This window comes from Pseudomonas sp. GM30, assembly GCF_000282275.2.
Taxonomy (GTDB): Bacteria; Pseudomonadota; Gammaproteobacteria; order Pseudomonadales; family Pseudomonadaceae; genus Aquipseudomonas.
Genome location: NZ_AKJP02000022.1, coordinates 245238 through 271440 on the forward strand (window position 1 = coordinate 245238; position 26203 = coordinate 271440).

The 26203-nt window shown below is 61.8% G+C and carries 26 protein-coding genes and 2 pseudogenes; 22 read left to right on the forward strand and 6 right to left on the reverse strand.

The genetic code is table 11. The annotated features are described in order from the left end of the window. Positions 1–123 precede the first annotated feature (123 nt). From PMI25_RS14430 to PMI25_RS14450, 5 genes and pseudogenes are all read left to right on the forward strand, one after another. A complete protein-coding gene (locus PMI25_RS14430) occupies positions 124–1056 on the forward strand; it encodes an AraC family transcriptional regulator (RefSeq protein ID WP_007960516.1) in 933 nt (310 codons plus the stop codon). Between the two features lie 88 nt (positions 1057–1144). After that, complete coding sequence (locus tag PMI25_RS14435; RefSeq protein ID WP_007960517.1) at positions 1145–1600, forward strand: (2Fe-2S)-binding protein; 456 nt, start codon at positions 1145–1147, stop codon at positions 1598–1600. Next, positions 1600–3852: a xanthine dehydrogenase family protein molybdopterin-binding subunit gene (locus tag PMI25_RS14440; RefSeq protein ID WP_007960518.1), complete on the forward strand. Its 2253-nt coding sequence runs from the start codon at positions 1600–1602 to the stop codon at positions 3850–3852. Before PMI25_RS14435 ends, PMI25_RS14440 begins: the two co-directional genes overlap by 1 nt. A 17-nt stretch (positions 3853–3869) precedes the next feature. Next, positions 3870–5221: pseudogene (locus tag PMI25_RS14445) on the forward strand (c-type cytochrome). A 10-nt stretch (positions 5222–5231) separates the two neighbouring features. Next, the gene (locus PMI25_RS14450; RefSeq protein WP_007960522.1) at positions 5232–6236 is read left to right on the forward strand and encodes an XdhC family protein; all 1005 of its coding nucleotides are present in this window, start codon (positions 5232–5234) and stop codon (positions 6234–6236) included. A 39-nt stretch (positions 6237–6275) separates the two neighbouring features. On the opposite strand, the gene PMI25_RS14455 is transcribed toward PMI25_RS14450, so the two are convergent. Further along, positions 6276–6941 (reverse strand): O-methyltransferase, encoded by a 666-nt coding sequence (locus tag PMI25_RS14455; RefSeq protein WP_007960526.1) that lies wholly within the window; start codon positions 6939–6941, stop codon positions 6276–6278. Positions 6942–7052: 111 nt separating this feature from the next. On the opposite strand from PMI25_RS14455, the gene PMI25_RS14460 reads away from it, so the two are divergent. Next, entirely contained in the window at positions 7053–7691 is a 639-nt protein-coding gene (locus PMI25_RS14460) for a TetR family transcriptional regulator (RefSeq protein ID WP_007960527.1), read from the forward strand. On the opposite strand, the gene PMI25_RS14465 is transcribed toward PMI25_RS14460, so the two are convergent. The 3 genes from PMI25_RS14465 to PMI25_RS14475 form a co-directional block, all read right to left on the reverse strand. After that, a complete protein-coding gene (locus PMI25_RS14465; RefSeq protein WP_007960528.1) occupies positions 7683–8636 on the reverse strand; it encodes a bifunctional helix-turn-helix transcriptional regulator/GNAT family N-acetyltransferase in 954 nt (317 codons plus the stop codon). The two genes, PMI25_RS14460 and PMI25_RS14465, sit on opposite strands and share 9 nt — an antisense overlap. Before the next feature lie 217 nt (positions 8637–8853). Then, positions 8854–9195, reverse strand: coding sequence for a hypothetical protein (locus PMI25_RS14470; RefSeq protein WP_007960529.1), 342 nt, complete (start codon positions 9193–9195; stop codon positions 8854–8856). 86 nt (positions 9196–9281) lie between these two features. Next, entirely contained in the window at positions 9282–9926 is a 645-nt protein-coding gene (locus tag PMI25_RS14475; RefSeq protein WP_007960530.1) for a hypothetical protein, read from the reverse strand. A gap of 170 nt (positions 9927–10096) precedes the next feature. Between PMI25_RS14475 and PMI25_RS14480 the strand changes: the two genes are divergently transcribed. From PMI25_RS14480 to PMI25_RS14520, 9 genes and pseudogenes are all read left to right on the forward strand, one after another. Next, complete coding sequence (locus PMI25_RS14480) at positions 10097–10345, forward strand: hypothetical protein (RefSeq protein WP_007960531.1); 249 nt, start codon at positions 10097–10099, stop codon at positions 10343–10345. A gap of 55 nt (positions 10346–10400) precedes the next feature. Continuing rightward, positions 10401–11427: pseudogene (gene ahr / locus PMI25_RS14485) on the forward strand (NADPH-dependent aldehyde reductase Ahr). A gap of 107 nt (positions 11428–11534) precedes the next feature. Continuing rightward, positions 11535–12692, forward strand: a complete 1158-nt coding sequence (locus PMI25_RS14490) for a GGDEF domain-containing protein (RefSeq protein ID WP_007960535.1) — start codon at positions 11535–11537, stop codon at positions 12690–12692. Positions 12693–12700: 8 nt separating this feature from the next. Next, the gene (locus PMI25_RS14495) at positions 12701–13195 is read left to right on the forward strand and encodes a PaaI family thioesterase (RefSeq protein ID WP_007960537.1); all 495 of its coding nucleotides are present in this window, start codon (positions 12701–12703) and stop codon (positions 13193–13195) included. Positions 13196–13482: 287 nt separating this feature from the next. Continuing rightward, complete coding sequence (gene rplL / locus PMI25_RS14500; RefSeq protein ID WP_007969197.1) at positions 13483–13845, forward strand: 50S ribosomal protein L7/L12; 363 nt, start codon at positions 13483–13485, stop codon at positions 13843–13845. Between the two features lie 259 nt (positions 13846–14104). Then, a complete protein-coding gene (locus PMI25_RS14505; protein WP_007969200.1) occupies positions 14105–14977 on the forward strand; it encodes an AraC family transcriptional regulator in 873 nt (290 codons plus the stop codon). Positions 14978–15064: 87 nt separating this feature from the next. Then, positions 15065–16609, forward strand: a complete 1545-nt coding sequence (locus tag PMI25_RS14510) for a class I SAM-dependent methyltransferase (RefSeq protein ID WP_007969201.1) — start codon at positions 15065–15067, stop codon at positions 16607–16609. Between the two features lie 199 nt (positions 16610–16808). After that, complete coding sequence (locus PMI25_RS14515) at positions 16809–18938, forward strand: TonB-dependent receptor family protein (protein ID WP_007969202.1); 2130 nt, start codon at positions 16809–16811, stop codon at positions 18936–18938. Positions 18939–19006: 68 nt separating this feature from the next. Beyond that, a complete protein-coding gene (locus tag PMI25_RS14520; RefSeq protein WP_238547080.1) occupies positions 19007–19315 on the forward strand; it encodes a DUF6966 domain-containing protein in 309 nt (102 codons plus the stop codon). A gap of 16 nt (positions 19316–19331) precedes the next feature. On the opposite strand, the gene PMI25_RS14525 is transcribed toward PMI25_RS14520, so the two are convergent. Both PMI25_RS14525 and PMI25_RS14530 read right to left on the reverse strand, forming a co-directional pair. After that, entirely contained in the window at positions 19332–19628 is a 297-nt protein-coding gene (locus tag PMI25_RS14525; RefSeq protein ID WP_007969204.1) for a DUF7660 family protein, read from the reverse strand. A gap of 73 nt (positions 19629–19701) precedes the next feature. Beyond that, positions 19702–20070, reverse strand: coding sequence for a lysozyme inhibitor LprI family protein (locus PMI25_RS14530; RefSeq protein ID WP_007969205.1), 369 nt, complete (start codon positions 20068–20070; stop codon positions 19702–19704). Positions 20071–20110: 40 nt separating this feature from the next. Here PMI25_RS14530 and PMI25_RS14535 point away from each other — a divergent pair, with 40 nt between their 5' ends. The 7 genes from PMI25_RS14535 to PMI25_RS14565 all read left to right on the forward strand — a co-directional run bounded on the left by PMI25_RS14535 (position 20111) and on the right by PMI25_RS14565 (position 26099). Further along, the gene (locus PMI25_RS14535) at positions 20111–20341 is read left to right on the forward strand and encodes a hypothetical protein (RefSeq protein WP_007969206.1); all 231 of its coding nucleotides are present in this window, start codon (positions 20111–20113) and stop codon (positions 20339–20341) included. A 692-nt stretch (positions 20342–21033) separates the two neighbouring features. Further along, a complete protein-coding gene (locus tag PMI25_RS14540) occupies positions 21034–21219 on the forward strand; it encodes a DUF1843 domain-containing protein (RefSeq protein WP_007969208.1) in 186 nt (61 codons plus the stop codon). Positions 21220–21253: 34 nt separating this feature from the next. Then, a complete protein-coding gene (locus tag PMI25_RS14545) occupies positions 21254–21871 on the forward strand; it encodes a DUF1842 domain-containing protein (protein WP_007969209.1) in 618 nt (205 codons plus the stop codon). 41 nt (positions 21872–21912) lie between these two features. Then, a complete protein-coding gene (locus tag PMI25_RS14550) occupies positions 21913–22491 on the forward strand; it encodes a DUF1842 domain-containing protein (RefSeq protein WP_007969210.1) in 579 nt (192 codons plus the stop codon). Between the two features lie 102 nt (positions 22492–22593). Then, positions 22594–24057 (forward strand): GDL motif peptide-associated radical SAM/SPASM maturase, encoded by a 1464-nt coding sequence (locus PMI25_RS14555; RefSeq protein ID WP_007969211.1) that lies wholly within the window; start codon positions 22594–22596, stop codon positions 24055–24057. 247 nt (positions 24058–24304) lie between these two features. Further along, positions 24305–25624: a flavin-containing monooxygenase gene (locus PMI25_RS14560; RefSeq protein WP_007969212.1), complete on the forward strand. Its 1320-nt coding sequence runs from the start codon at positions 24305–24307 to the stop codon at positions 25622–25624. A gap of 58 nt (positions 25625–25682) precedes the next feature. Next, positions 25683–26099 (forward strand): RidA family protein, encoded by a 417-nt coding sequence (locus PMI25_RS14565; RefSeq protein ID WP_003225869.1) that lies wholly within the window; start codon positions 25683–25685, stop codon positions 26097–26099. Positions 26100–26203: the final 104 nt, after the last annotated feature.

Here is a 26203-nt window from a genome sequence, read left to right on the forward strand (position 1 = left end):
TCGATTCACCTCTGCCCTAGTGCATTCCTCTTGAATGCTTGCCTGATCCTCTGAGGTTGCAGGGCGGTATATAGGAAACCTCTGCTGGGCGGACTAGAGTTCGATCAACAGGAGCGACCCGACATGATCCCTACCCCCGCGCGCCACGAATCACCTTTGGCGTTGAACATTGACCCGCGCGTGAGTGTGCCGGGTGACTTCGCCACGTCGATACCCGGCCTGTCGCTGTTTCGTCGCGATCAGCCGGCGCCACCGAGCGTGTGCATGATCGAGCCGAGCCTGATTCTGGTAGGTCGTGGGGAAAAGCGCTTATGGGTCGGCGGTGAGGGTTACCGCTACGACCCTTTGCGGTTTCTGGTCACCTCGCTGGATCTGCCCGCCAATTCCGAAGTGATGCTTGCCAGCCCCGAACAGCCCTGCGTCGGGCTGGTCCTGAAACTGGATGTCGGCATGCTCGCCGAGATCCTCAGCAAAGGTGGCTTGCCTGCGAAACGGCAGCCGTCGATGAACACCGGGGCTGGTATTGGAAGCCTGTCGTGCGCGCTGGAAGGCGCGCTTGAGCGCCTGCTGGCATTGCTTGACGAGCCTGAGGCGATCCCGGTGTTGGCGCCGCTGGTGCTGCGGGAAATCCACTATCGGCTGCTCCATACCGATCAAGGCGCGCGGCTGCGGCAGATCACGGCCGTCGATGGCCAGGGTTATCGCATCGCCAAAGCCATCGACTGGCTCAAGGTCAACTACACCGCGGCGTTGCGCATCGATGAGCTGGCGGCGCGGGTGCAGATGAGCGCACCGACCTTTCACCATCACTTCCGCCAACTCACCGGCATGAGCCCGCTGCAGTACCAGAAATGGCTGCGATTGAACGAGGCCCGCCGGCTGATGCTGATGGAGCGTCTGGACGTTTCGCGAGCGGCGTTTGCGGTCGGCTATGAAAGTCCCTCGCAGTTCAGCCGCGAATACGCACGCCTGTACGGCACCGCACCCAGTCGTGACATCGCGCTGCTGCGTGGCGACCCCTTCGCGGCAGAAGCGCTGGGCAACGCGGCCAGTTGAGCAAAGAACACGCGTTACCGGTGAGGCGCCACGCAGCGTTTCACCGCTTATAAAAATGCACGTCAACCGATGATCGAGCGGGTGAACCATGGAACTACGAATCAACCAGAAAACCTATCAGGTCGATACCGACGCCGATACGCCCCTGCTGTGGGTGATCCGCGATGACCTAGGCATGACCGGCACCAAGTACGGCTGTGGACTGGCGCAGTGCGGTGCCTGCTCCGTGCTGGTGGACGGCAACGTGGTGCGCTCGTGCGTCACGCCGGTGGCCGGTGTGGTCGGCCGTGAGGTCACCACCATTGAGGCGATCGAGGCCGATGACGTCGGCAAACGCGTGGTCTCGACCTGGGTTGATCTGCAGGTCGCCCAGTGCGGCTACTGCCAGTCCGGCCAAGTGATGGCTGCCACGGCGCTGCTCAAGCAAAACCCAAAACCGAGTGACGCGCAGATCGAGGCGGCGATGGTCAATCTGTGCCGTTGCGGCACGTACAACGCCATTCATGCCGCCGTGCATGAGCTGGCCGGCAAGGGAGACGCCTGATGAACGTGCGTATCGATCCTGCTCAGGAAGCCTCAGCACTGGCTCTGCACGAACCAATCAACGTGTCGCGCAGACGTTTCCTGGCCGGCACCGCCGTCGGCGCACTGGTGCTCGGTTTCGGCCTGCCGCTGGGTGCGACTCGCGTGCAAGCGGCAGTGGCGGCCGCGACTGCCGAGCGTGGCACGCAGGTGCCGGCGTTTCTGGAAATCCGCCCGGACAACCGCGTGCGCCTGCTCTGCCCGTTCATGGAAGGCGGGCAAGGTACGTTCACCGCGATGGCGCAGATCGTCGGTGAAGAGCTGGATGCCGACCCGTCGACATTCCTGGTCGAAGCCGCGCCGCCCGGCGAAGCCTATGTAGTGATGGAAAACGGTATGCGCATCACCGGCGGCAGCATGTCGGTGCGCATGAGTTACCCGGTGATGCGCCGCCTCGGCGCCCTCGCCCGCGCCATGCTGCTGCAGGCCGGTGCGCAGCAGCTTGGGGTGCCGGTCAGCGAACTGAGCACCGAACCCGGCAAAGTCGTGCACGCCAGGTCGGGCCGCTCGCTGGCCTACGGCGAACTGGCCGAGCACGCCATGGATCTGCCGGTGCCCGATCCGGCCTCGGTGCAGCTGCGTGATCCGAGCCAGTTCCGCTGGATCGGCAAACCGGTGAAGCGCGTCGATGCCTACGACAAGTCCACGGGCAAGGCGCTGTACAGCATCGACCTGACGGTCGACGACATGCTGCATGCTGCCGTTCAACATGCCCCGCGTTTGGGCATGACCGTGGGCAACCTGCGCAACGAAGAACAGGTCAAGGCGATGAAAGGCGTGCATTCCGTGCATCGCCTGCCGGGGGCCGTGGCGGTGGTCGCCGAGCGTTGGTGGCACGCCAAACGTGCAGTGGAAGCAATACAGGTCGACTGGCAGGAACCCACGGCCGACAGCCAGGTACGCTCGATGCCCGCGGATTTTTCCAGCGACGCCTGGCTCAAGCGCCTGGCTGACGACAAAGGCCCGGCCAGGGATGATGAAAATGAGGGCGACGTGGCTGCAGTTCTGGCCAGCGCCAAGACCCGGATTGACGCCACTTACCACAACCAGTACCTGAACCACGGCCAGTTGGAGCCGCCGTCGGCGCTGGCCCGATTCAATCCCGACGGTTCGCTGGAAGTCTGGCTGCCGAATCAGGCGCCGGACATGTTCCGAGCGGACATCGCCAAACGCACCGGGCTGGACCCGTCGCGCATCACCTTGCATTCGCCATTGCTCGGGGGGTTCTTCGGTCGGCATTTCCTCTACGATGCCGCCAGTCCCTACCCTCAGGCGATCGAGTTATCGAAAGCGGTTGGTCGCCCGGTCAAACTGATCTGGAGCCGCGAGGAAGAGTTCCTGCGTGACGTGCTGCGTCCTGTAGCCGCGGTGAATTTCCGCGCCGCGTTGGACAACGACGGCTGGCCGCTGGCAATCGAAGCGATCAGCGCCACCGAAGGCCCGACCGAGGCGCTGGCCGGCAAGCAGGGAGAAAAGCTCGACCCGACGGCGCTTGAAGGCTTGTCGGGCAAGTCCTACGCGATCCCCAACAAGCGCATCGCGCAGATCTACGCCAAAGGCCCGGCAATGCTCGGTTACTGGCGTTCGGTGGGCAATTCGCTCAACGACTTTTTCTATGAGTCGTTCCTAGACGAACTGGCCGACAAGGGCGGCAAGGACCCGTTCGAATTGCGCCTGCATCTGCTGCGTGACAACCCGCGACTGACCACGCTGCTGCAGGCAGTGGGCGAGCTGTCGGGTGGCTGGAAGCGCGGGCCGTTTACCGCCGCCGACGGCAGCAAACGCGCACGAGGCGTGGCAATGGCGTCACCGTTCGGCACTCAGACCGCTGTGATCGCCGAGGTCTCTATCGAGCACGGTCAGGTCAAGGTGCACGACATCTGGCAGGCGATCGACCCCGGCAGCATCGTCAATCCGGCGATTGTCGAAGCGCAGGTCAATGGCGCGGTGGCGCTGGGCCTCTCGCAGACGCTGGTGGAGGAAGCTGTGTGGATTGATGGCAAGCCGCGCGCGCGCAATTACGACTTGTATCCGATTCTGCCACCTTCACGGATGGCCCGGGTCCACGTGCGTGTGGTCGAGAGCGGGGAAAAAATGGGCGGCATCGGTGAACCACCGTTGCCCTCTGTCGCGCCCGCCGTCGCCAATGCGGTGGCAACGCTGACCGGGCAACGGGTGCGCAGCCTGCCCATGAGCCGCCACACCTTCTCTTGATCAGCGCCGGAGCGTCCATGAATAACCGCCGATTCGCAAGAACCGCTGGCTGGCTGGCAGTGCCGTGCCTGGTCGCGGCAGGCCTGCTGGCCTGGTATGTCACCCGCGAGCCTGTCTCGCGCCTTGAAAATAACCACACCGCCGTGGCCGATATCGACCCGGCGCTGGTCGCGCGTGGCGAATACGTCGCCCGCCTCAGCGATTGCGTGGCATGCCACAGCGTGCCGGGCGGTGCGCCGTTCGCTGGCGGTCTGGAAATGGCCACACCACTGGGCGCGATCCACGCGACCAACATCACCCCGGAGCCGGAAACCGGCATCGGTCGCTACAGCCTCGCGGACTTCGACCGTGCGGTGCGCCACGGCGTGGCACCCGACAGCCGTCGTCTGTACCCGGCGATGCCCTACCCGTCCTACGCCGAGCTCAGTGACGACGATGTGCGAGCGCTGTACGCGTTCTTCATGAAAGGCGTGGCACCAGTCAAGCAGGCGAATATCCCGAGTGCGATACCTTTCCCGTTGAACCTGCGCTGGCCGATTGCGCTGTGGAACGGTGTCTTCGTCGATACCGAACCTTACGTGGCCAAACCGTCGCAGGATGCCGTGTGGAATCGCGGCGCTTATCTCGTTCAAGGCGCAGGACACTGCGGCAGTTGCCATACGCCGCGCGGTCTGGCGTTCAATGAGAAGGCTCTGGATGAGTCCGCCACGCCGTACCTCGCCGGCGCCTTGCTCGATGGCTGGTACGCACCGAGCCTGCGTGATGATCACAACACCGGCCTGGGCCGCTGGAGCGAACCGGAGATCGTGCAGTTCCTCAAGACCGGGCGTAACAAACATGCAGTGGTTTACGGCTCGATGACCGAGGCGTTCAACAACTCGACGCAGTTCATGAGCGATGACGATCTCACCGCAATTGCCGTTATCTCAAGTCGTTGCCGGGGGACCGTCAGCGCGACGGCCAGCCATGGCAGTACCAAGCGGTTTCGGCAACGGAACGTCTGGACGCGCCCGGTGCTCATACCTACGTCACGCGCTGTGCTTCGTGCCACGGTTTGGACGGCAAGGGCCAGTCGGAATGGATGCCGCCGTTGGCCGGCGCCACTTCGGCACTGGCCAAGGAAAGCGCCTCGGCGATCAACATCACCCTCAACGGTTCGCAGCGGGTGGTGGCAGCCGGAGTGCCGGACGCCTATCGCATGCCGGCCTTTCGCGAGCAGTTGTCGGATCAAGAGATTGCCGAAGTGCTGAGCTTCATGCGCAGCACCTGGGGCAATCAGGGCGGCGGCGTTGACGCGCAGGCCGTCAGCAAGCTGCGTGAACGTACGGGCCCGGCCAGCAGCAGCCCGATCATCCTGCAAATGCGTTAGGGGAACTTTGATGGAAAGCATCGACTTGCTGGTCCTGCGCACCGCGCGGGACTGGCTCGCCGCCGGCGAGCAAGTGTTGCTCGCCACGGTGGCGCGCACATGGGGTTCTTCGCCGCGCCCGACAGGCTCGATGATGGCCTTGCGTAACGACGGTCGCGTGGTGGGCAGCGTGTCCGGCGGCTGCATCGAAGACGACCTGATCGATCGCTACACCACCGCGCATGGCGGCAGCGGCCTGAAGGACGCGGCGCCCGAAGTGGTGCGCTACGGCGTCAGCGCCGACGAGGCGCATCGTTTCGGTTTGCCCTGTGGCGGCACGCTTGAGCTGATTCTCGAGTTCAATCCGTCGTGGCAGGTGCTCGACGAACTGCTGGTGCAACTGGATGCCGGGCAACTGGTGCGCCGCTGCCTGGCACTGGACAGCGGTCAGGTCACACTGCAAGCCACGGCCACCCCGGAGCAATTCGGTTTCGACGGCCAACAGATGCTCAATACCCTCGGGCCGGGGTATCGGCTGCTGATGATCGGTGCCGGTGCGCTGGCCGAGTATCTGGCGACCATGGCGCTGTTCAACGGCTTCAAGGTCGCGGTGTGCGACCCACGTGCCGAATACATCGAAACCTGGGCGGTGAACGGTGTGGAGCGGATTATCGGCATGCCCGATGACGTGGTCCGCGACTTCGCGGTCGATGTGCGCACCTGCATCGTCGCCTTGAGTCATGATCCGCGACTCGACGATCTGGCGCTGCTCGAAGCCCTGCACAGCCCGGCGTTTTACATTGGCGCCATCGGTTCGCGGCGCAACAGTCAGCTGCGCCGCGAACGTCTGATCGAGCATTTTGGTGAGACTCAGGCGTCACTCGAACGGCTGCACGGGCCGATCGGCATCTACATTGGCAGCAAGACACCGGCGGAGATCGCGGTCAGCGTGATGGCCGAGATTCTGGCCGCGAAGAATGGCGCCAGCCTGCCGAAGGCGTTTTCGATTGCCAGCGCCAAGGCGCAGGTAGCCTGACTGGCTGGAACAATAGCGATCTGCAAGGCCTTTCGCGGCTTACGCGTAATCACCCAGTCGCATCGACAGCTCGATGTCATCCGCAAACGGAACCGACAGGTAACCATTCTGTGGCGCACGCACGTGGGCCAGATATTCCGGGCAATAGTTGGTGTTATCCGCCACCACCAGTGCGCCAGGCTTCAGGTGTTTTTCCACCAGCCGCAACACGTCGCCGTACAACGCCTTGGCCCCATCGAGCAGGAGCAAGTCGACTGACGGCGGCAGGTCGCTGGCGAGTGTGACGAGCGCATCGCCTTCGCGGATTTCCACCAGATCGCTGACGCCGCCCTCGATGAAGTGATGGCGGGCCAGGGCGATTTTCGACGGTTCGAATTCGCTGCCGATCAGTACGCCGCCACCGTTGTCGCGCAGAGCCGCCGCCAGGTGCAGAGTGGACAGGCCGAACGAGGTGCCGAACTCGACAATCGCTTTGGCCCTGGTATTGCGCGCCAGCATGTACAGCAGTTTGCCGGTGTCGCGCGAGACTGGCAGCCACAGGTCCTTGAGCATGGCGTAAAGTTGCAGGTACTCGGTCTTGCTGTGCATCAGGCGCTCGCGCTCCGTGCCGGACACCGTTTCCAGCACCGGGCTGGTGGCGGCGCTGGCCTGGCTGTAGAGGCGTTCGATCAGGCTGGCCAATGGTTCAGAAGTCAGGGTGGTCATGATTGCTTTCCGTCAATGGGGGATTAAGATGCGAGTGATTCGTCGCATTTAAATGATGCGAGTGATTCACTCGATCCGCTATTCGCGTTTCCCCCGAGGCCCGAGCCGCCCATGAGCAATCGTCAGACCGCCCGTATTTCCTCGCGTAAACAGCCGCAGCAGGCACGCTCGGCTGACTTGGTCGCGGCGATTTTGCAGGCGGCTATTCAGGTTTTGACCGAGCATGGCGCAACCCGATTCACCACCGCACGGGTCGCGGAAAAGGCGGGTGTGAGCATCGGCTCGCTGTACCAGTACTTCCCCAACAAGGCGGCGATCCTGTTCCGCCTTCAGAGCGATGAGTGGCTGCACACCACGCAGATGCTGCAGCGAATTCTGGAAAATCCCGAGCATCCGCCACTGACACGCCTGCGCACGCTGGTGCAGGCGTTCATCCGCTCGGAGTGCGAAGAAGCGCAGATGCGTGGTGCACTGAACGACGCGGCGCCGCTGTATCGCGATGCGCCCGAGGCCCACGAGGTGCATGCTGCAGGACGGCAGATCTTCGCCACGTTCATGCAGCATTTGCTGCCGGAATCCGATGAGCCAACCCGCATCGCGGCCTGCGATCTGATCCTGACCACGCTCAGTTCGGTGGGCAAAGACTTTTCCGGCACTGCGCGCAGCGATCTGGAAATCACGGCCTTCGCCGACCGGCTGGCGGACATGTTCAGTGCCTACGTGATGACGCTGAATCATCCTTCAGCGTGAGACGGCTGTTCGGGTGAACTGCTGCTCCGTCACCACGCTGCCCCACTGACTGCCCTGCTCTTCCATGGTCAATTCGAACCCGGCCGCTTCGTACAGTCGGCGCGCAGCGTCGAGGCCCTTGAAGGTCCAGAGCTGAATCGCATCAAAACCCTGTTGATCGCAAAACTCCACCGCCGCGCTCAGCAGTTGCCGGCCGACGCCACTGCCGCGGCAGCCGTCGTCGAGGATGAACCAGCGCAAATGCGCCTGATTGTGGCCCAGATCCTGGCCGTCGATTGCGATCGAGCCGACGATGCGCTCATCAAGCGTGGCTACCCAGATCTGGTTGCAGGGCTGATCGAGGCGTCCGACAAACTCCGCCGTTTCACGGGCGACACGGCTTTCAAAGATCGCGCCGAAACCGGAATGCCGCGAATAATAATCCGCATGCATTTGCACCACGCGGCCGATCAGCCCGGGGCGATAGCCGGCGCTGATGTGCAGGTTCGGCGTGAGTGGCTGGTCGGCGCCCAGACGGATGGTCTTGAGCGCATGCGCGTAGGTTGAAAGGCCCTGCGCCACGCTCTGTTGCTGCGACGGATTGAGCGTGTCCAGTGCCTTGCTGACTTGGGCCTGGCCGTAGGCATGAATGTCGGCGACGGTCTGCCGGCCCTGCGATGTCAAGTGCAGATGCTTGACCCGGGCGTCCTCGGCAGCACGCTCCTCGATCTCCCCGGCCTTGATCAGTTTGCCGACCATGCGGCTGACACTGGATTTTTCCAGGCCAAGGCTTTGCGCCAGTTGTGCAGCGCTGACGCCGTCCCCGGCCTCGATTTCCAGCAATGCGTGCACGCCGGAGGCGGAATAGTCGGTCGCCGCCAGGGTGGCGCGCAGGAAACCGAATTCACGCACCATCGTGCGCGACGCTGTACGGATTTCTTCGATCAAGGCTGTAGGGATACTCATGACACACCACCGCTGAAATTTAGTTGCACCATACAACCATATTTCAATATGACGGTGCAAGAAGCCGACGACGCCGGGCGAGCGGTCGATTGTCGGCGTCGCCACAGCAGCAAACGTCAGACAAAAAAAGCCCCGCAACCGAATGAGGTGCGGGGCAAAGGATTGGTTGGTTGCGGCCAACCAAAGGAGCTCGGTCAGAACAGTTTGCGCAGCCGGGTCAGATGCAGTCCTGGGCGGCGCGTTCAAAGCTTGAAGGCAGGAAGTTGGAGGCCAGCAAGTGGCGCTCGTAGATGAACACCTTGCCGCCGTTGCCGGCCTTGTAGGCCTCGAGTACGTTGTCTGCCGAAACCTTGCTCGGCACCACGATCCGATAGCTGCGCTGGGTTTGCGAGACGGTCGGGGTCAGCGCGCTCTTCTGCAGCTTCGGCACCACGCAATCGGCGTATTGCGCCGGGGTCTTGCTGGTGTGCAAGGTCAGCGTCGGGTCGTTCGGTGCGGAGGCGCAACCGGCGAGCAGCAAGGAAGCAACGGCCAGGGTCGGGGCAAACAAAGCACGCATCGGGGTAATCCTGAAAATAAAGGTTCGGTTCAACTGGCAGCGGTTCAGCGTCTCGGCGCCGCCGCTGCCCTTTTGGTTTTGAGTGTTCAGCTGGAAGCCACCAGCGCCTTGAGCGAGGCATCGAACTGCTTCAAGGCATTGAGTTGCAGGTCACGTTGTTGCTCGATCTGCGCGGCAATCTCGTGCGCCGCTTTGTCGTGTACCCAGACCGCCGGAATCTGTTTCTCCACCGAGCCTTCGGCCTTGCCGATGTACTGCAGGTCGGCATCGTAGAAACGCGCGATGAAATGCGCCTCGTACAGGCTGTTCTGCTGAGTCAGCAAGCGATTGAAGGTGTCCAGTTTCACCACGATGTCCGGATGCGCCAGAATCAGCGCATCGAGGTTGTCGTAAACAGTCACCGACATGAACTGCCGCTGCAACGAGCTGAGCAGCCAGTCGATCGCCAGTTCCGGATCGGAGCTGCTGACAAAGGCGGCGCGGATTCGCGAATCCAGGGCATCCTTGGCGCCGTGCAGCGCCATGTCGTGGTAGCGCGTCAGGTATTGCAGGTTCTCGCGGGTGTTTTCGCTGTACAACACACCCACGGTCTGTGAATGCTGCAAAGTCGCGCTACTGCCGGCGATTGGCTGAAGATGACACGCACAGGCGTCGTCGGCGTAAGACGGTGCCGTGGCTACCATGCCGCTCATCAGCAGAGCGGTCAGCGCCAGTCGGGTCAGGGTCTTCATCGCGCAATTTCCTTGAGCTGCGTTTTCAATGAGGGCAATTTTCCGCCTGTTGCCTGCAAAGCTGAACTTGCGTTTCGTGATGGTCACTATTACTTCTAGCGATAGTTGCGCACGATAAAGACGGGTACACACTCATCCCCAATGACTAAAACAACAGTGAGGAAGCCGATTTGAGAACCTTTGACCTGATCCGCGACGCGGTTTTGCAGGACTTTCGCGAGCGGGTGGCCGAATACCTGGTGCAGTACGAAAACGTGTTGCTGGACAAGGACATCACCGACGCGCAGCTCAAGCGCGATACCGCCAACCAGTTGCGCGGTTATCTGCGCGGGTTGAACACCACCCGGGTGCTGGGCATGGCTTATTGGGAAGAACTGGATCGGCGGGTTGTCGACACCTGGCTCGCGCCCGCGACATGACCGACTAGACTTGCCGGGCTGCCAATGTCCCGTCAGTCGAACCGGAGGTGTCCCCATGAGCAACAGCGAACCTGCAACTTTCAACGGCTGGGCCGCCACCGCCGCCGGCGCCCCGTTGGAGCGCTACAGCTACGATCCCGGCCCCTTGGGCAAAGAGGACGTTGAGGTCGCCGTGGAATACTGCGGTGTGTGCCATTCCGATCAGTCGCTGATCGATAACGATTGGGGCATCAGCCGCTACCCGTTCGTGCCGGGCCACGAGGTGGTTGGCAAAATCGTGCGCATGGGCCCGCAGGTGCGCGGCCTCGAACTCGGCCAGCGCGTCGGCATCGGCTGGTACAAGGGCAGCTGCATGCACTGCTCGTCCTGCATCAGCGGCTCGCAACAACTGTGCGGCACTGCGCAACCGACCATCATCGGCAGCAACGGCGGTTTCGCCGATCGGGTGCGTTCGCACTGGGCGTGGGCGATTGCGGTGCCCGCCAATCTTGATCCGGCGATGGTCGGCCCGCTGTTCTGCGCCGGTTCCACCGTGTTCAACCCGCTGCTGCAGTTTGGTGTCAAACCCACCGACCGCGTCGGCGTTGTCGGCATCGGCGGCCTCGGTCATCTGGCGCTGCGCTTTCTCAATGCGTGGGGTTGTGAAGTCACCGCGTTTACTTCTTCACTGAACAAGCAGGACGAAGCCAGGCGTCTGGGCGCACAACGTCGTGGCCTCGACCGACAGCAGTGCGCTGAAAGCGATTGCCGGCACCCTGGACTTTTTGCTGATCAGCGCCAACGCCGATCTCGACTGGACAGCGATGCTCGCCACCCTGCGCGGCAATGGCCGGCTGCATTTCGTCGGCATCGTGCCCAGCGCGATTCCGGTGCATGTGTTCGATCTGATCCCGCAGCAGAAATCCCTGTCCGCCTCCCCGGTCGGCTCGCCCGCCACCATGGCGACCATGCTCGAATTCTGCGCCCGGCACCAGATTCTGCCGCAGGTCGAGATGTTTCCCATGAGCAAGGTCAACGAGGCGGTCGACCATCTGCGTAGCGGCAAGGCGCGCTACCGCGTGGTGCTGGACGCCAGCCAGTGACGATTGCGTGCGGCGTCTGCCTGCGCAGATGCCGCACCTCCTGCCAAAACGCCCCCAAACGCTTACAATCGCCCGTCTAACCGACCTTCAGACAGGCTCCCCAAGAAATGCCGCTCGACCCACCAACGATGCTGACCATCTCGATCGCTCTCGCAGCTGCTGCCGCGCTGTACCTGGCGGTCGAGTGGCGCAGCATTCGTGAGCCTTCGCTGCTGTTCTGGAGCGCCGGTTTCGCCACGATCACCATCGGTTCCACTCTGGCCTTGCTGCGCAGCAACGGTTTTCTGCTGATCGGCATCTGGTTCGCCAACGGCTTGCTGGTGACCGCGCACTTTCTGTTTCTGCTGGGGGTGGCGCGCTTCACGCAGATCCGCCTGTCCCCAGCCTGGTATCTGATCTTCGTCAGTTGGCTGGTCATGCTGTTATTGCCGGACGGGCCGCTGTGGTCGAAAGTCATGCTGGCCGCCAACTCGCTGCTGGTGGCCGCCTCGACGCTCAAGGCCAGTCTGCTGTTGCGCCCACACGGCAAGTCGCTGAGCGTCGGCGCCGTGCAACTGCGCTACGTGCTGTTGGGCCACGGCATTTTCTATGTGGCCAAAGCCATGACGGTGATGATCCCGGGCACACTGATCGACCTGGCCGCGTTCCGTGGCGAAATCATCCAGATCTCGCTGGTCGAGGGTGCGATGGCGATCATGCTGATCGCGCTGTCGATGACCGGCACCGAACGCTATCGACGCGAAGAGCAGATCGCCCGACTGGCCGCCCGAGACCCGCTGACCGCCCTCTTCAACCGCCGCGCCCTTGAAGTGCGTGCGCCTCGCCTGCTGCGGGAGGTCTGTGCAGAGCAACCCGGAGCGCTGCTGCTGATCGATATCGACAATTTCAAACTGGTCAACGACCACTACGGCCACACGGCCGGCGACCGTTTGCTGGTGGCGTTGAGCGAGATGATCCGCGCCGAGTCTCCCGAGGGTGGGCTGGCCGCACGTCTGGGCGGTGACGAATTTGTCATTCTGCTGAGCAACGCGCCCAGTGAACAGATCGTCCGACTGGGCGACACCCTGCGCGATCAGTTTCAGCGCATTGCGATCCAGACATTTCCCACTGCCGAGCCGGTGACGCTGAGCATCGGCGCCACCCTGTTCAACAAGCCGCCGGCCAGTCTGGCGGCGCTGATCGAACAAGGCGATGCCGCACTCTACGAATCCAAGCGCGGCGGCCGCAACCGCCTGCGCCTGACCGGGCTCACCACTTCAGGATGATCAGACCCATGACCCGTTCCGAAACGCCCCTGCAAGACCTCGCCGCCCCCGAGGGCGTCTGCTACGGCTGCGGCGGCCGCAACCCCCATGGCTTGCACGTCAAAAGCTACTGGCACGAGGACGGCGTGCACGTTATGGCCGATCATCTGCCGGACGACAAATACTGCGGCTGGCCGGACCTGGTGTACGGCGGCCTGCTGGCGATGCTGGTCGACTGCCATTCAAACTGGACCGCGATGGCTTACCACTATCGCCACGAACAACGCGAACCAGGCAGCCTGCCGCGCATCGACTGCGTCACCGGCAACCTCGGCCTCAAGTTCATCAAACCCACGCCCATGGGCGTCACCCTGACCTTGCGCGCCAGGGTCGAGGGCGAGGTCGGGCGCAAGACGCGGGTGATCTGCGAGGTGTATGCCGGGGATGTGCTGACGGCAATTGGCGATTCAGTGTTCGTACGCGTCGACACCCACCAACTGGCGGATGCAGCGCACGGCCGCTGACTCCCCCCTCCCCTGTAGGAGCTGCCGCAGGCTGCGATCTTTTGACGTTGACCTTCAAAAGCAGAATCAAAAGATCGCAGCCTGCGGCAGCTCCTACAGGGGACGCTTGGTGGATATGAATCCTCGCGGCGGCGCGCAAGGAGCCGGCCTATTAAAGCCGATGTTTAGTTTTTTTGGCTTGAGAAGTAATTATTAAACAATCTGAAAAACTGTAATTTCTATCAGGTGCCAAGTCTCCGGTAAGGAGTGATGCTTTTAATTCACTTTGTATTACAGGAGAAAGCCCCATGGTTTCCAAATTAGATATTCTTGACGCACTCTCACCAAACTCCGTACTGCAAACAGACGCACTAGAGGAGAAGTTCGGAACCACGAAAACGGTACCGAATGCCGCAGCCCCATCGGACTCGTCTTCCGACATTTCGAATCAGTCACGTTTCACAGTAATTCTTGAACCTGTTGAGGCAAGCCAAAAGGTGGCGGTCATAAAAATGATTCGAGAATGCACCGGTCTGGGTCTGAAAGAGGCAAAAGAACTCGTGGATAGCGCTCCAAAACCAGTGGAAAAAGAACTCTCGAAAACTGATGCAGAGGCCCTGAAAAAAAAACTGGAGGCAGTAGGCGCGACAGCGTCGCTCAAGCAGGTTTAGGAAATTCGTAGAACTTGCAGAAGAGCAGTTGAGCCAAACGAAATCTCATACCAAACATTCACGCCCAAGGCAGTACGCCACTCTATCCATACAGAGCGCGCCAACCCCTTGGGCGTTATGCTGTTTGAAGACTACTTTTCTGGCAACGCGTGAGATGCCCCGTCGGCGCCGCTGGATACGCTGAGCAAACCCGGCTAGGCGCACCTGCCCCGAAATCGTCGAGGCTATAGCAGACCGCACTTCCAGGAGTCTTTACCCAGTGTCCGAACTGCCGACCCACTTCGCCTACACCCGACGTTTCAACGCCGTACTCGCCTACATCGACGCCCATCTCGAAGGCGACCTGTCAGTGAACACGTTGAGTCAGGTAGCGAACTTTTCGGCGTTTCACTTCCATCGGCAATTCAGCGCGTTCGTTGGCGTGCCGGTGTCGCGCTACGTGCAACTGATGCGCTTGCGCAAGGCAGCCCATCGGCTGGCCGCGCAGCCGGATCACTCGATACTGGACGCCGCGTCCGACGCCGGTTTCGAGAGCCCGGAAGCCTTCAGCCGCGCATTTCGGCGCGACTTCGGCATGACGCCGAGCGCCTTCAGGAAGCAACCGAACTGGCAGATCTGGAATGCGGTATTCGCCATCCCTCACTTTTCCAGGAGCGTCATCATGCAAACCAGAATCGTCGATTTCCCCACCGTACGGGTCGCCGCGCTTGAGCACCGCGGCGCGCCGGCGCAGGTTCAACAAAGCGTGCAGACATTCATTGCCTGGCGCATGCATAGCGGGCAGTCGCCCGTGGCCTCGAGCCGCACCTTCGGCATTCCCTACAACAACCCCGACACCACAGCGGCGGCGGATTTTCGCTTCGTCATCTGTGGCGAGATTGATGAGCCGGTGGCACCCAATACGTTCGGCGTGGGGGAACTGGTGATTCCCGGGGGGCGTTGCGTGGTGGTGCGGCATGTGGGTTCACCGGATCACATTGGCGAAACCATCTATCCCGTCTACCGCGACTGGCTGCCGGCCAGCGGGGAGGAATTACGTGATCATCCGCTGTTTTTCCATTACCTGAGCGTCTATCCCGAGACCCCACAGGATCAGTGGCAGACAGACGTCTACGTACCTCTGCAATCGTAAGATTCACTTACATGTTTTTCCGCTTGTGGTGCGCAATGCCAACCCCTTATAAGAGCGACTCTCACTCGCGAATTTAAGGATGCACCCATGAGCAATGCCTGGAACGAAGGGTATTTCACCGATGAGGGTTACACCTATTCGTACAGCCGGGAAATCAACCCGGTGTTCCAGCGTTTTTGTTTGTTGTTGCGCGGTTTTGCCACCCTCGAAAGCGCTGGTGGCTACCACTGCGAACTCGGCTTTGGCCAGGGTGTCTCGATCAACATCCACGCCGCCGCCAACCCGGGCAACTACGTCGGCACCGACTTCACGCCGTCCCAGGCCGCGCATGCCATGGCGCTGGCGAACGACTGGAACAGCCAGGCCCGCCTGTATGACGACAGCTTCGAGCAACTGCTGGCCCGCGATGATCTGCCGGCGTTCGACAGCATCAGCCTGCATGGCATCTGGTCCTGGGTCAGCCGCGACAATCAGCAACTGATCGTCGAGTTCGCCCGCCGCCACCTCAAGCCCGGAGGCATGTTGTACGTGAGCTACAACTGTTTCCCGGGCTGGTCGCCGTCGGCGCCACTGCGCAATCTGTTCAGCCTGCACAATCGCTTTGCCAGCCAGGCCTCGACCAGCCCGGCCAAACGCATCGATGCTGCGATGGAGTTTTCCGAAACGCTGTTGGCAGCCAATCCGAAGTACGCCAGAACGGCGCCGGCCCTGGGTGCCCAGTTGCAGAGCATCAAGGGCCAGAACCGTCAGTACGTGGCCCATGAGTATTTCAATCGCAACTGGGACTGCATGTATTTCATTGATGTGGTCGACGCCATGACCGCGGCCAAACTCGACTTTGCCACCACGGCCGTACCGCTGGACACCGTGGCGGCGCTGAACCTGAGTGCAGAAGGCATGGACTTTCTGCAAGGTATCGAGCACCCGATCATGCGCGAACAGGCGCGCGACTATTTCATCAATCAGAACTTCCGCCGGGATCTGTACGTACGCGGCGCCAATCGGCTGTCTGCCGCCGAGCAACGCGATGGCCTGCTGAGAAACCGTTATGTCCTGTTGCAAGCCATTGAAAGCATTCCCGACACAGTCACAGGTCCTGCAGGCGCAGCTTCGCTGCAGGCGGAGATTTACCGCCCGGTACTCGCAGCGCTCGCCGCCAATGCCTACACCCCGAAAACCTTGCAGCAATTGTCGATGGCCGTCGGCGCCGTTGCTTATGACGACCTGGTGCAAGCTGTCACCGTGCTGATCGGCATGGGCGTCGCCGCGCCGTGCCAGAGTGAATCCGCCGAAAGGCAGGTGCAGGAACGTTGCGACACCCTCAACCTGCAACTGTGCAAGCGCGCACTGTTCAACAGCAACATTCAGGTACTGGCCAGCCCGGTCACCGGCGGTGGCGTGCCGATCAGCCGCGTACAGCAGTTGTTCCTGATTTCGATCAAGCAAGGCATGACCGACCCGCAAGACTGGGCGCAGTTGGCGTGGGCCGTCATCGGTGATCAGGGCGAAGTGCTGCACAAGGGCGACCAGCCGCTGCTCACGGCCGAAGAAAACCTTGCCGAGATGACCGAACGGGCACAGGCATTTGCCCAGACACCGCTGGACATTCTCATGGCGTTGAAGATTGCTTGATCCCTCCACACGCCGGACGACTGGCCGCGATCGAAAGCGGCCAGTCGTCTGCCTGTATGGCCCTGACTGCCGCCTCCTGAGCCATCCTGCCCCCGCCTGCCACGCAGCGCCCCGTTAAAAAAGCAAAATTGCCATGTGTTTCCGTCGTTTCTTCTTGCGTCGCACTGTTCATTGCCCGTTCCTGTCTGGAGTCTCTTCGATGCCATCGCCCAAATCCCTGCCCTCTGCCCTGCTGGGCCTGGCCCTCGCCTGCCCGGCCATGGCCGAGGAACCCAAAGGCATGGAGCTGGGCCAGGTGCTGATTTCGGCCGAGGAACAGAGCGGCACTGATGCCTCCGTCGCCGAGGCCCAAGCGCGCCTGGCGCAGGTGCCCGGCGCAAGCAACGTGGTCGACCTGCGTCAGCCGTTGCAGGGCCGTGTGGCGAGCAATCAGGATGTGCTGGCGTATCAGCCGGGGGTTTACGCGCAGTCGGCAGGTAATGAAGGGGTGAAAATCTCGATCCGTGGTTCGGGGATCAACCGCGCACCGGGCGCGCACGCTTCGGGGCTGTACACCCTGCTCGACGGCCTGCCGCTGACCGGCCCCGGTGGCACGCCCTACGAATTGCTCGAACCGCTGTGGCTCGACCATGTGGAGGTGCTGCGCGGCGCCAACGGTTTTGATCGTGGTGCGCTGGCGCTGGGCGGCGCTGTCGATTACGTCAGCCACACCGGCTATGACGCGCCGAAATTGCAGGTGCGCTATGCCACCGGCAGCCACGGATATCAACAACGTCAGGTGAGTTCCGGGCAGGTGCTGGGCGACTTCGATTACTACGTGTCGCTGACCGATGCGAACGCCGACGGTTATCAGGATCACACCGCCAGCGAGAGCAAAGGCGTGATCGCCAACTTCGGTTATCGCTTCAATCCGAACCTGGAAACCCGCTTCTATATCCGCTATCGCGAGACCGACAACGACCTCGCCGGCCGCGTGACCAAGCACTCGATCGAGCACACTCCACGGGCGGCCAATCCGGCCTATGTGGCGCGCGATGACAGCCGCAAGCAACCGGGCAGCACCTTCATCGGTAACAAGACCACCTACTACATCGACGACGATTCGAGCATCCAGACCGGCCTGGTCTATCACGACTACCCGATGGACCTGCGCGAAGGCCCGAACCGTCTGAAAGTGGCCTACACCGACGTCAGCGGCACGTTCGACTACAAGCGCCGCGACACCCTGTTCGGCATGGAAAGCCGCAGCACCGTGGGCCTGCGCACCACCAAACACCTGCCCAACGACGGCGCCAGTGAATTCGTCCGTATCCCCAGCGGCAACACCGCCGGTTATGCGCCGGGCACGCGCATGCGCAACTTCACCTATCAGGGTTCGGACACCGTTCTGCACGTGGGCAACGATCTGGAGATCGCCGACGACCTGTGGCTGACCACCGGCCTCGCCGCCATTTACACCCGCCGCGAAAGCGCCGTCACCTACCCGCAGGGCGGCGGCAAGACCAGTCTGAACGACTGGGACTACGCGCCGCGTCTGGGCCTGCGCTATCAGGTCACACCGGACCTGCAACTGTTCGGCAACCTCAGCCGTTCGGTCGAGGCACCGCACCCGTGGTCGCTGATCTACAGCTCGAACATCCGCTTCCCGGCCGGCAACGGCGCGGCGACCGGTACCCAGAGCGATCCGATCAAACTGCAGAACCAGACCGCGACCACCCTCGAACTCGGCGGTCGCGGCGACAGCGCGCTCGGCCAGTGGAGCCTGGCGTGGTACTACGCCCAGGTGCGCCACGAGTTGCTGTCGGTGCTACCGGACGCCAACGCCGTCACCCCGTACGAACTCAATGCCAGCCCCACCGTGCACCAAGGCGTGGAAGCCAGTTTGCAAAGCACGCTGTGGTCAGCCGCCGACGGGCGCAAACTGAGCCTGCGTCAGGCCTACACTTTCAGCGATTTCCACTACCGCGACGACCAGCGCTTCGGCGACAACCGCCTGCCGGGCCTGCCGATGCACTACTACCAGGGCGAACTGCGTCACGACTGGCCGCAAGGCTTCTTCGCGGCGGTCAACACGCAACTGGTGTCCAAAGTCGCGGTGGATTACGCCAACAGCTACTACGCCGATCCCTACGCACTGTTCGGCGCCACCGTCGGCTACAACGCGCCGAAAAACGACTGGCAAACCTGGCTTGACCTGCGCAACCTGACCAACAAGCACTACGCCGCTACGGTCACGCCGGGGTATGACGACAAGGGCCAGGACGCGGCGCGGTCTACTCCGGGTGAAGGGTTGGGGGTTTATGTCGGGGTGTCGTGGAGTCTGCTTTAAGGGGTTACCGATTCGCTCATCTGGTGAAGGCCAGCGCGATCAAACGGGAGTTTCAGGAAATGGGACCGATGACGCAAAAGCTGCTCATTGTTCTTGATCAATTGATCGAGGTACTTGAACACGACGGAGACATGCACTGGAGCCAGCGGATGCGCAACACAAGAGCGCGTCTTCTTGCCTCTGATTACTCCGGGATCACCTACTTGTTATCGGCCTACGGCGGAATGGGTTCGTTCAATGATGTGGTTTTAGGGCAAAGTCGCGTCGATGGGGTATTTGCCTGGAAACCCGGCTACATCGAGTTGAACGAGCAATTCGACACGCTGCGTGTCGAGGCTGCACAACTGGCCAAGGCAATCACGGAATCGCAAAACTGACATTCTCTCGGCCTGCTCACTCATAAAACTTGCCGGCCAGCAAAATGCTCGCACAGCGCTGCCATACGTTGGCTGAAGCGACATCCGCCGCCACCTGCCTGGAACTGTCGATCGCCCAGGCACCTGCGGCCTCGAGAAACGCATCCACAGATCCATTTTCCCAATCCAAGGCACCCCGCCCATGAGGTGACAGCGGTTCGTTCATCGTCCGCTCACGGGCGAAATCGGCACCCAGTGCCTGAATAAACGTAATGAACGATTGCTCGTCGTTTACCCGTTCCAGTAATTCATCAAGATCATCAGGCGCAGACATCGTGGCACTTTCCGTTTTGCGAATGGTTTGCCCGGGATGCTGCTATGCATCGACCAAAGGGTCAATCAGTCCGTCAAAACGGCCCCTGCGTCATCACCCGCGTCTCGATGATGCTGCGCAGCGCCGCGACCCGTTTCTGATACAGCTCAGTCAAGCAACCGACCTTCGCGCCACAGGCCTTGCGGCTTTTCAGGAAAGCCTGCTGTTCGCCGATCAGCGCGTCGCGCCCGCCCATCGGCAGCAGGCGTTTGTCGAGGCTGAACAGCTCGCCCATGGTCACGTCCAAGTCGTTCAGCGTGCGGTTGGCGCAAACGGCTTTCTCGTCTGGCGTCCGCGCCTTGGCGCAGTCGAAACTGGCGGCGAGGGCCGAATCGGCGGCCAGCCACAAACCGGCACCGACTAACACGCCAATCACCGATGAAATTTCTCGAACTCGTGTCATGTCGTCGTATCCAACGTTGTAAGCCAATGGAGGTATGAAAATGAAAAACACTGACGACCGCAAGCCTGCAACCCCTCATAACGCGCCTCCGCTCGACGCTGCGGGCAAACCGGTGGATGTGGTTCGCCGCGATCTGCAGGACAGCGACGACGATACCAAGGTTGTGGACGAGGTGCTGACGCCGACCTCGATCCGCACCAAAGAACAGGAGGCCGAGGAACTCAAGCGCAAGACCGATGCGATCGAACGCAAGGTTGCCGACGGCAATTGACTCGCCAGCCACAGGGCAGCGCTGACGAGATATACCGGGCGGACGGATTGCTTATTGCCAATCAATCCATCCGGCTCTGCGCTGGCCTTGGCCCTTTCTCCCCCTGGAAATATCCTCGTCCGCTCAACGGTTTGCCGCCCTTGAGCGGATACCTCCTGCGAGCCGTCAATCTCTCGCCCACGACCGTTCGGCGCTTTCTCTGGCAAGGCCGCAAATTCGCATCTAGGGTTGCATCGCTGGCGATATGCCAGCCATCCAGCGAATGTCGAATCGGCACTCGCCCGTAGCGGCACCGGAAAAGCAATCAGGGATGGTTTTTGTGCTTGCGGTTCTCCTGCGCTCTTGCCGAGCGCGCTACTGATCCCTGCGTTTCGTTGTGTTCTATCAAGGACAGAAAGATGAACAACGTATCGGTCAATTCTCTGCATCTGCCACTCAGGCAGGCCACGCGCGACGCTCCCGACATCCCGCCCGGCGGATTCGGCTGAGAACGCTGGCGCCGGCTCGGGCGTATTGACGCCTGCACTGCGCGCACTGAAACCCGCACTCGATCAGATCCCGACAGATCAGGTAACCCACTCGTGGAGAACAGCGCCTGCCGCTGCTCTTGCTGGTCGCGGCTGCCTGGCTGTCAGGTACGGCGCCCCTTGTCCGCAAGGGGCGGTTTTGCAGCACCGATGAGGAACCTCGCTATGTCCCGTTCAACGGCCAGCATCCCGCCTTACGGGGTCGCCATTCAAAGTGCGATCAAGCAAGGCGATGTGCAGCACATGAAAACGTTGTTGCAGCAGCGCGACACCAGCAAGCCTGAAGCGCAAGACCTGAAAGACGCGTACGAAAAACTGGCCAGGGAAGTTTCCAGGCACGAAAAGTCCTGAAGCCATCAATCACACTGCAATGGAGGCAAACAACATGTCCGGTTCTACTGAAAATGTCGGCCTGTTCCCGGTGAGCTATCGCATCGCCACCGGCGCACCCGGCGCGCAGTCGCTGGCCCTGCACCTGCTGGTCTCGACGCCCAATACGAAAGTCAGCGGCACCGCCGCGATCTCCCAGGCGACCAATCCGCCACTCGATGTGCACTCCGACGTCTGGGGCGAGTACACCTACCTCACCGTGATGTCGCCCGGTGTCAGCAAAATCCTCGTGACCGCCCAAGGCAATCACGGCGGCTCAGGCGCCAACTCAATCATCAATTTCGATGTGCGCCTGGTGGTGGGTACTGACTGGCGTGAAGGTGTCGCCAACTATCGCTACTTCGATGGGCAACGCTGGCACGAGGTCAACAACGCCCCGGCGCATTTGGTTGAATCGATACCTTCACCGTTCAATCCCGGCCCGGTAATCAACCCGCACCCACCGATCCTGCCGCTGTATGCCGCGCCGATTCAGAGCGCCATCGCCAGCGGTGATCTGGCGCAAATGAAGAACCTGGCCCGACTCGCCGAACAGCAGCTGGAGCAACTGCCGAAATTGCGCGACGCACTGGACACCGCGAAGAAAGAGGTCAGCCGGCTGCAGAGCCACTGAGTCAGGCCACTTGATCCGCCATTCACTTAGGGAGTAGCACCATGTCGATTGGACTTTTTCACACCCGTCTCAGCATCAGCAATGCATTGCCCGGCGCACCGGTTCTGAACCTTGATCTGCTGGTCGATACCGTGAACAAACGTGTCAGCGGGATTGCCAGCGTGTTTCAGGCCACCTGGCCGACGGTCAATTTCCGGACTCAGGTCTGGGGCAGTTTTTCCGAAACCAAACTGACTGCAAACGTCGAGAACCACATCATTCTCACCCTCGACGGTGGTCCGAGCGGCCCGCTCAGCCAGATCGCGCAGACCTTCCACCTCAGAGGCATTCTGGGTGGCGACTGGGCCAGCGGCTTTGTCGATTATCGCTATGAAGAACAGGGCCAGTGGCACGAAGTGAAGCACGTCGCGGTGCATCAGGCACCCAGCGAGCAACCGCACCCCACGCCGCATCCGCAGCCACTGTACGCCGTGGCCGTGCAGCAGGCGCAGACCGGCGGCAATCTGGCGCAACTCAAAACCGTGGTGCAACAGGCCGAGCAACAGGTGGCGCACGAGGGCGCCTTGCGCAGTGCCCTTGAGCATCTAAAGGCGGAAATTGCGCGTCTGGAAACGCGCTAACCGATAGACCCCGGGCGCGATTGCAAAGGATCTCGCCCGGGGCTTGTTCAACTGCGGTCAATCCCTTCGTCGCGCGCACCGGATTGTGCGCAAGGATTTCCCATGTCAGACGTGCGCCCTGCCCGTTATCTCAGCGACTCCGATCTCAAACGCTACGTGCCGGTGCATGTGGTCTGGGAGATCACCCTGGCCTGCGACTTGAAATGCCTGCATTGCGGCTCCCGCGCAGGGCATCGCCGGCCTGACGAACTCAACACCCGCGAATGCCTGGACGTCATCGATTCGCTGGCCGCGCTTGGCACCCGCGAGATCACCCTGATCGGCGGCGAAGCCTATCTGCGCAAGGACTGGACACAACTGATCAAGGCCATTCACGACCACGGCATGTACTGCGCAATCCAGACCGGCGGGCGCAACCTGACGCCGGCGAAAATGCAGGCAGCGGTCGATGCCGGGCTCGACGGCGTGGGCATTTCCCTCGACGGTCTCGCGCCGCTGCATGACGCGGTGCGCAACGTCCCCGGCTCGTTCGACAAGGCCGTGGACACCTTGCGCCGGGCCAAGGCTGCGGGGCTGGCGGTGAGCGTCAACACTCAGATCGGCGCGGCCACCCTGCCCGACTTGCCGGCGCTGATGGACACCATCATCGAACTCGGCGCCACCCACTGGCAGATCCAGATCACCGTCGCCATGGGCAACGCGGTGGACCATCCGGAACTGCTGCTGCAACCCTATCAACTGCTGGAGGTGATGCCGCTGCTCGCGCGCCTGTATAGCGAAGGCGTCGACCGTGGCTTGCTGATGAACGTCGGCAACAACATCGGCTATTACGGCCCTTTTGAGCATTTATGGCGCGGCTTCGGCGACGAGCGCGTGCACTGGACCGGTTGCGCCGCCGGCCAGACTGTTCTGGCGCTGGAGGCCGACGGCACGGTCAAGGGCTGCCCGTCATTGGCGACCGTCGGTTTCTCCGGCGGCAACGTGCGCAACATGAGCCTGCACGACATCTGGCACTACAGCGAAGGCATGCATTTCGGTCGCCTGCGCTCGGTGGATGACATGTGGGGTTACTGCCGTGGCTGTTACTACAACGATGTCTGTCGCGGCGGCTGCACCTGGACTTCGCACTCACTGCTCGGCAAACCCGGCAACAACCCTTACTGCCATTACCGCACCCTGGAGTTGCACAAGCGCGGGCTGCGCGAGCGCATCGTCAAGGTCGAGGACGCGGCGCAGAAATCGTTTGCCGTCGGTCGTTTCGATCTGATCACCGAACGCATCGACACCGGCGAAAAAGTCAGCAGCGTCAGCGACAGCGGTCAGGTGATCAAACTGGCGTGGATCAATCAGGGCCAGCAATCGCCGGAACAAGGCCGGATCGCCCCGCAACTGAGCCTGTGCCGCAGCTGCTTGCAGTACATCTATCCGCACGAGGTGATCTGTCCGCATTGCGCCGCCGATGTCGCCGCCGCCGAAGCCGAACACCAGAACGACCGGGCACGACAACAGGCGATCATGAACACGCTGACCGGGCTGCTGGGCATCGCGCCCAGTCACTTGAACTGAACGCTTGCTGCCCCTGCAGTCGATATTTTCCAACTCTGTCCCGGGTTTTCCTGCCCGGGGCAACTCTCCCCCTACCCTGCAAGCCGCGGTTTTACTGGCTCTGTCCCTTCTGCTTCAGCAATTTGTATTCACATCCCAGCTTAATAATATTTTACCGATACCCCCCTCCTGCCTAGTCTGACCGCAAGCAAAACGGACCAGCCTGAAGCGATCCGAATCCACTTGCCTTGCCAGGAAGGATGTAGAAATGACCACTGAAATAATAAAAACAGACACGCTTGTCGTGGGGGCCGGACAGGCGGGTGTGGCGATGAGCGAGCACCTGAGCAAACTCGGTGTGCCGCACCTGGTGCTGGAGCGCAGCCGCATTGCCGAACGCTGGCGCACCGGGCGCTGGGACTCGTTGGTAGCCAACGGTCCGGCGTGGCACGACCGCTTTCCGGGGCTGGAATTCGATGATGTCGATCCCGATGGTTTCGCCCCCAAGGAGCGAGTCGCCGACTACTTCGAAGCCTATGCGAAGAAATTCAACGCGCCGATCCGCACCGGGGTCGAGGTCAAAAGCGTAATACGCAATGTCGGTCGTCCGGGCTTCACCGTCGAGACCTCCGAAGGCGTGATCGAAGCCAGCCGCGTGGTCGCGGCGACCGGGCCGTTCCAGCGTCCGGTGATCCCGCCGATCGCCCCGCAAGACCCGCGCCTGCTGCAGATCCACTCCGCCGACTATCGCAATCCGCAGCAACTGCCCGAAGGCGCGGTGCTGGTGGTCGGTGCCGGTTCGTCCGGCGTACAGATCGCCGATGAACTGCAGCGCTCCGGCAAGCAGGTTTACCTTTCGGTCGGCGCCCATGACCGTCCGCCGCGTGCCTATCGCAACCGTGATTTCTGCTGGTGGCTTGGAGTGCTCGGCGAGTGGGATCAGGCAGCGATGAAACCCGGTCGCGAGCATGTGACCATCGCGGTCAGCGGCGCGCATGGCGGGCGCACCATCGACTTCCGTGGTCTGGCCCATCGCGGCATGACCCTGGTTGGCGTCACCGAGTCGTTCAATAACGGCGTGGTGACCTTCAAGCAGGACCTGGTGGACAACCTCAAACGTGGCGATGACAACTACCTCGCCTTGCTGGATGCCGCCGACGCCTACATCGAGCGCAACGGTCTGGATCTGCCCGAAGAGCCCGAGGCACGCGAAACCTACCCGGATCCCGACTGCGTGAAAAATCCGCTGGTGGATCTGGATCTGGCCAAAGCCGGGATCACTTCGATCATCTGGGCCACCGGGTTCGCCGTGGATTATTCCTGGCTGCAGGTCGCAGCGTTTGACGACAAGGGCAAACCGCAGCATCAGCGCGGCGTGTCCAGCGAGCCGGGGGTGTATTTCCTCGGGCTGCCATGGCAGTCGCGGCGCGGTTCATCGTTCATCTGGGGCGTGTGGCATGACGCCAAACACGTGGCCGACCACATCGCCACCCAGCGCAAATACCTCGACTACAAGGATGCCGAGCAGCGTGAAGCGGCCCTGCATTCGAACGCCAACACCAAAGCCGCCGACACCGTCGACGCTTGATTGCCCTCTTTCGCGGCGGCGCCCGGTGCGCCGCTCAATACTCAGTCTGGAGCTGTACATGAGCAAGCCAACTCACACCCGCATCCGTATGTTCAACACCAAGGACACCTACCCGAACCAGACCCTGGACAACGACCTGTGCCAGGCCGTGCGCGCCGGCAACACCGTGTATGTCCGGGGTCAGGTCGGCACCGATTTCGACGGCAATCTGGTGGGCCTCGGTGATCCGCGTGCGCAGGCCGAACAGGCCATGCGCAACGTCAAGCAACTGCTCGAAGAAGCCGGCAGCGACATGAGCCACATCGTCAAGACCACCACTTACCTGATCGACCCGCGCTACCGCGAGCCGGTGTACCAGGAAGTCGGCAAATGGCTCAAAGGCGTGTTCCCGATTTCCACCGGGCTGGTGGTGTCGGCACTGGGGCAGCCGCAGTGGCTGATGGAGATTGATGTGGTGGCGGTGATTCCCGAGTAAGTCGGCAGACCGAGTCGCGGCCTTCGCGAGCAAGCTCGCTCCCACAGGGAAATACATGCCAACTGTGGGAGCGAGCTTGCTCGCGAAGAGGCCCGCCAGGACAA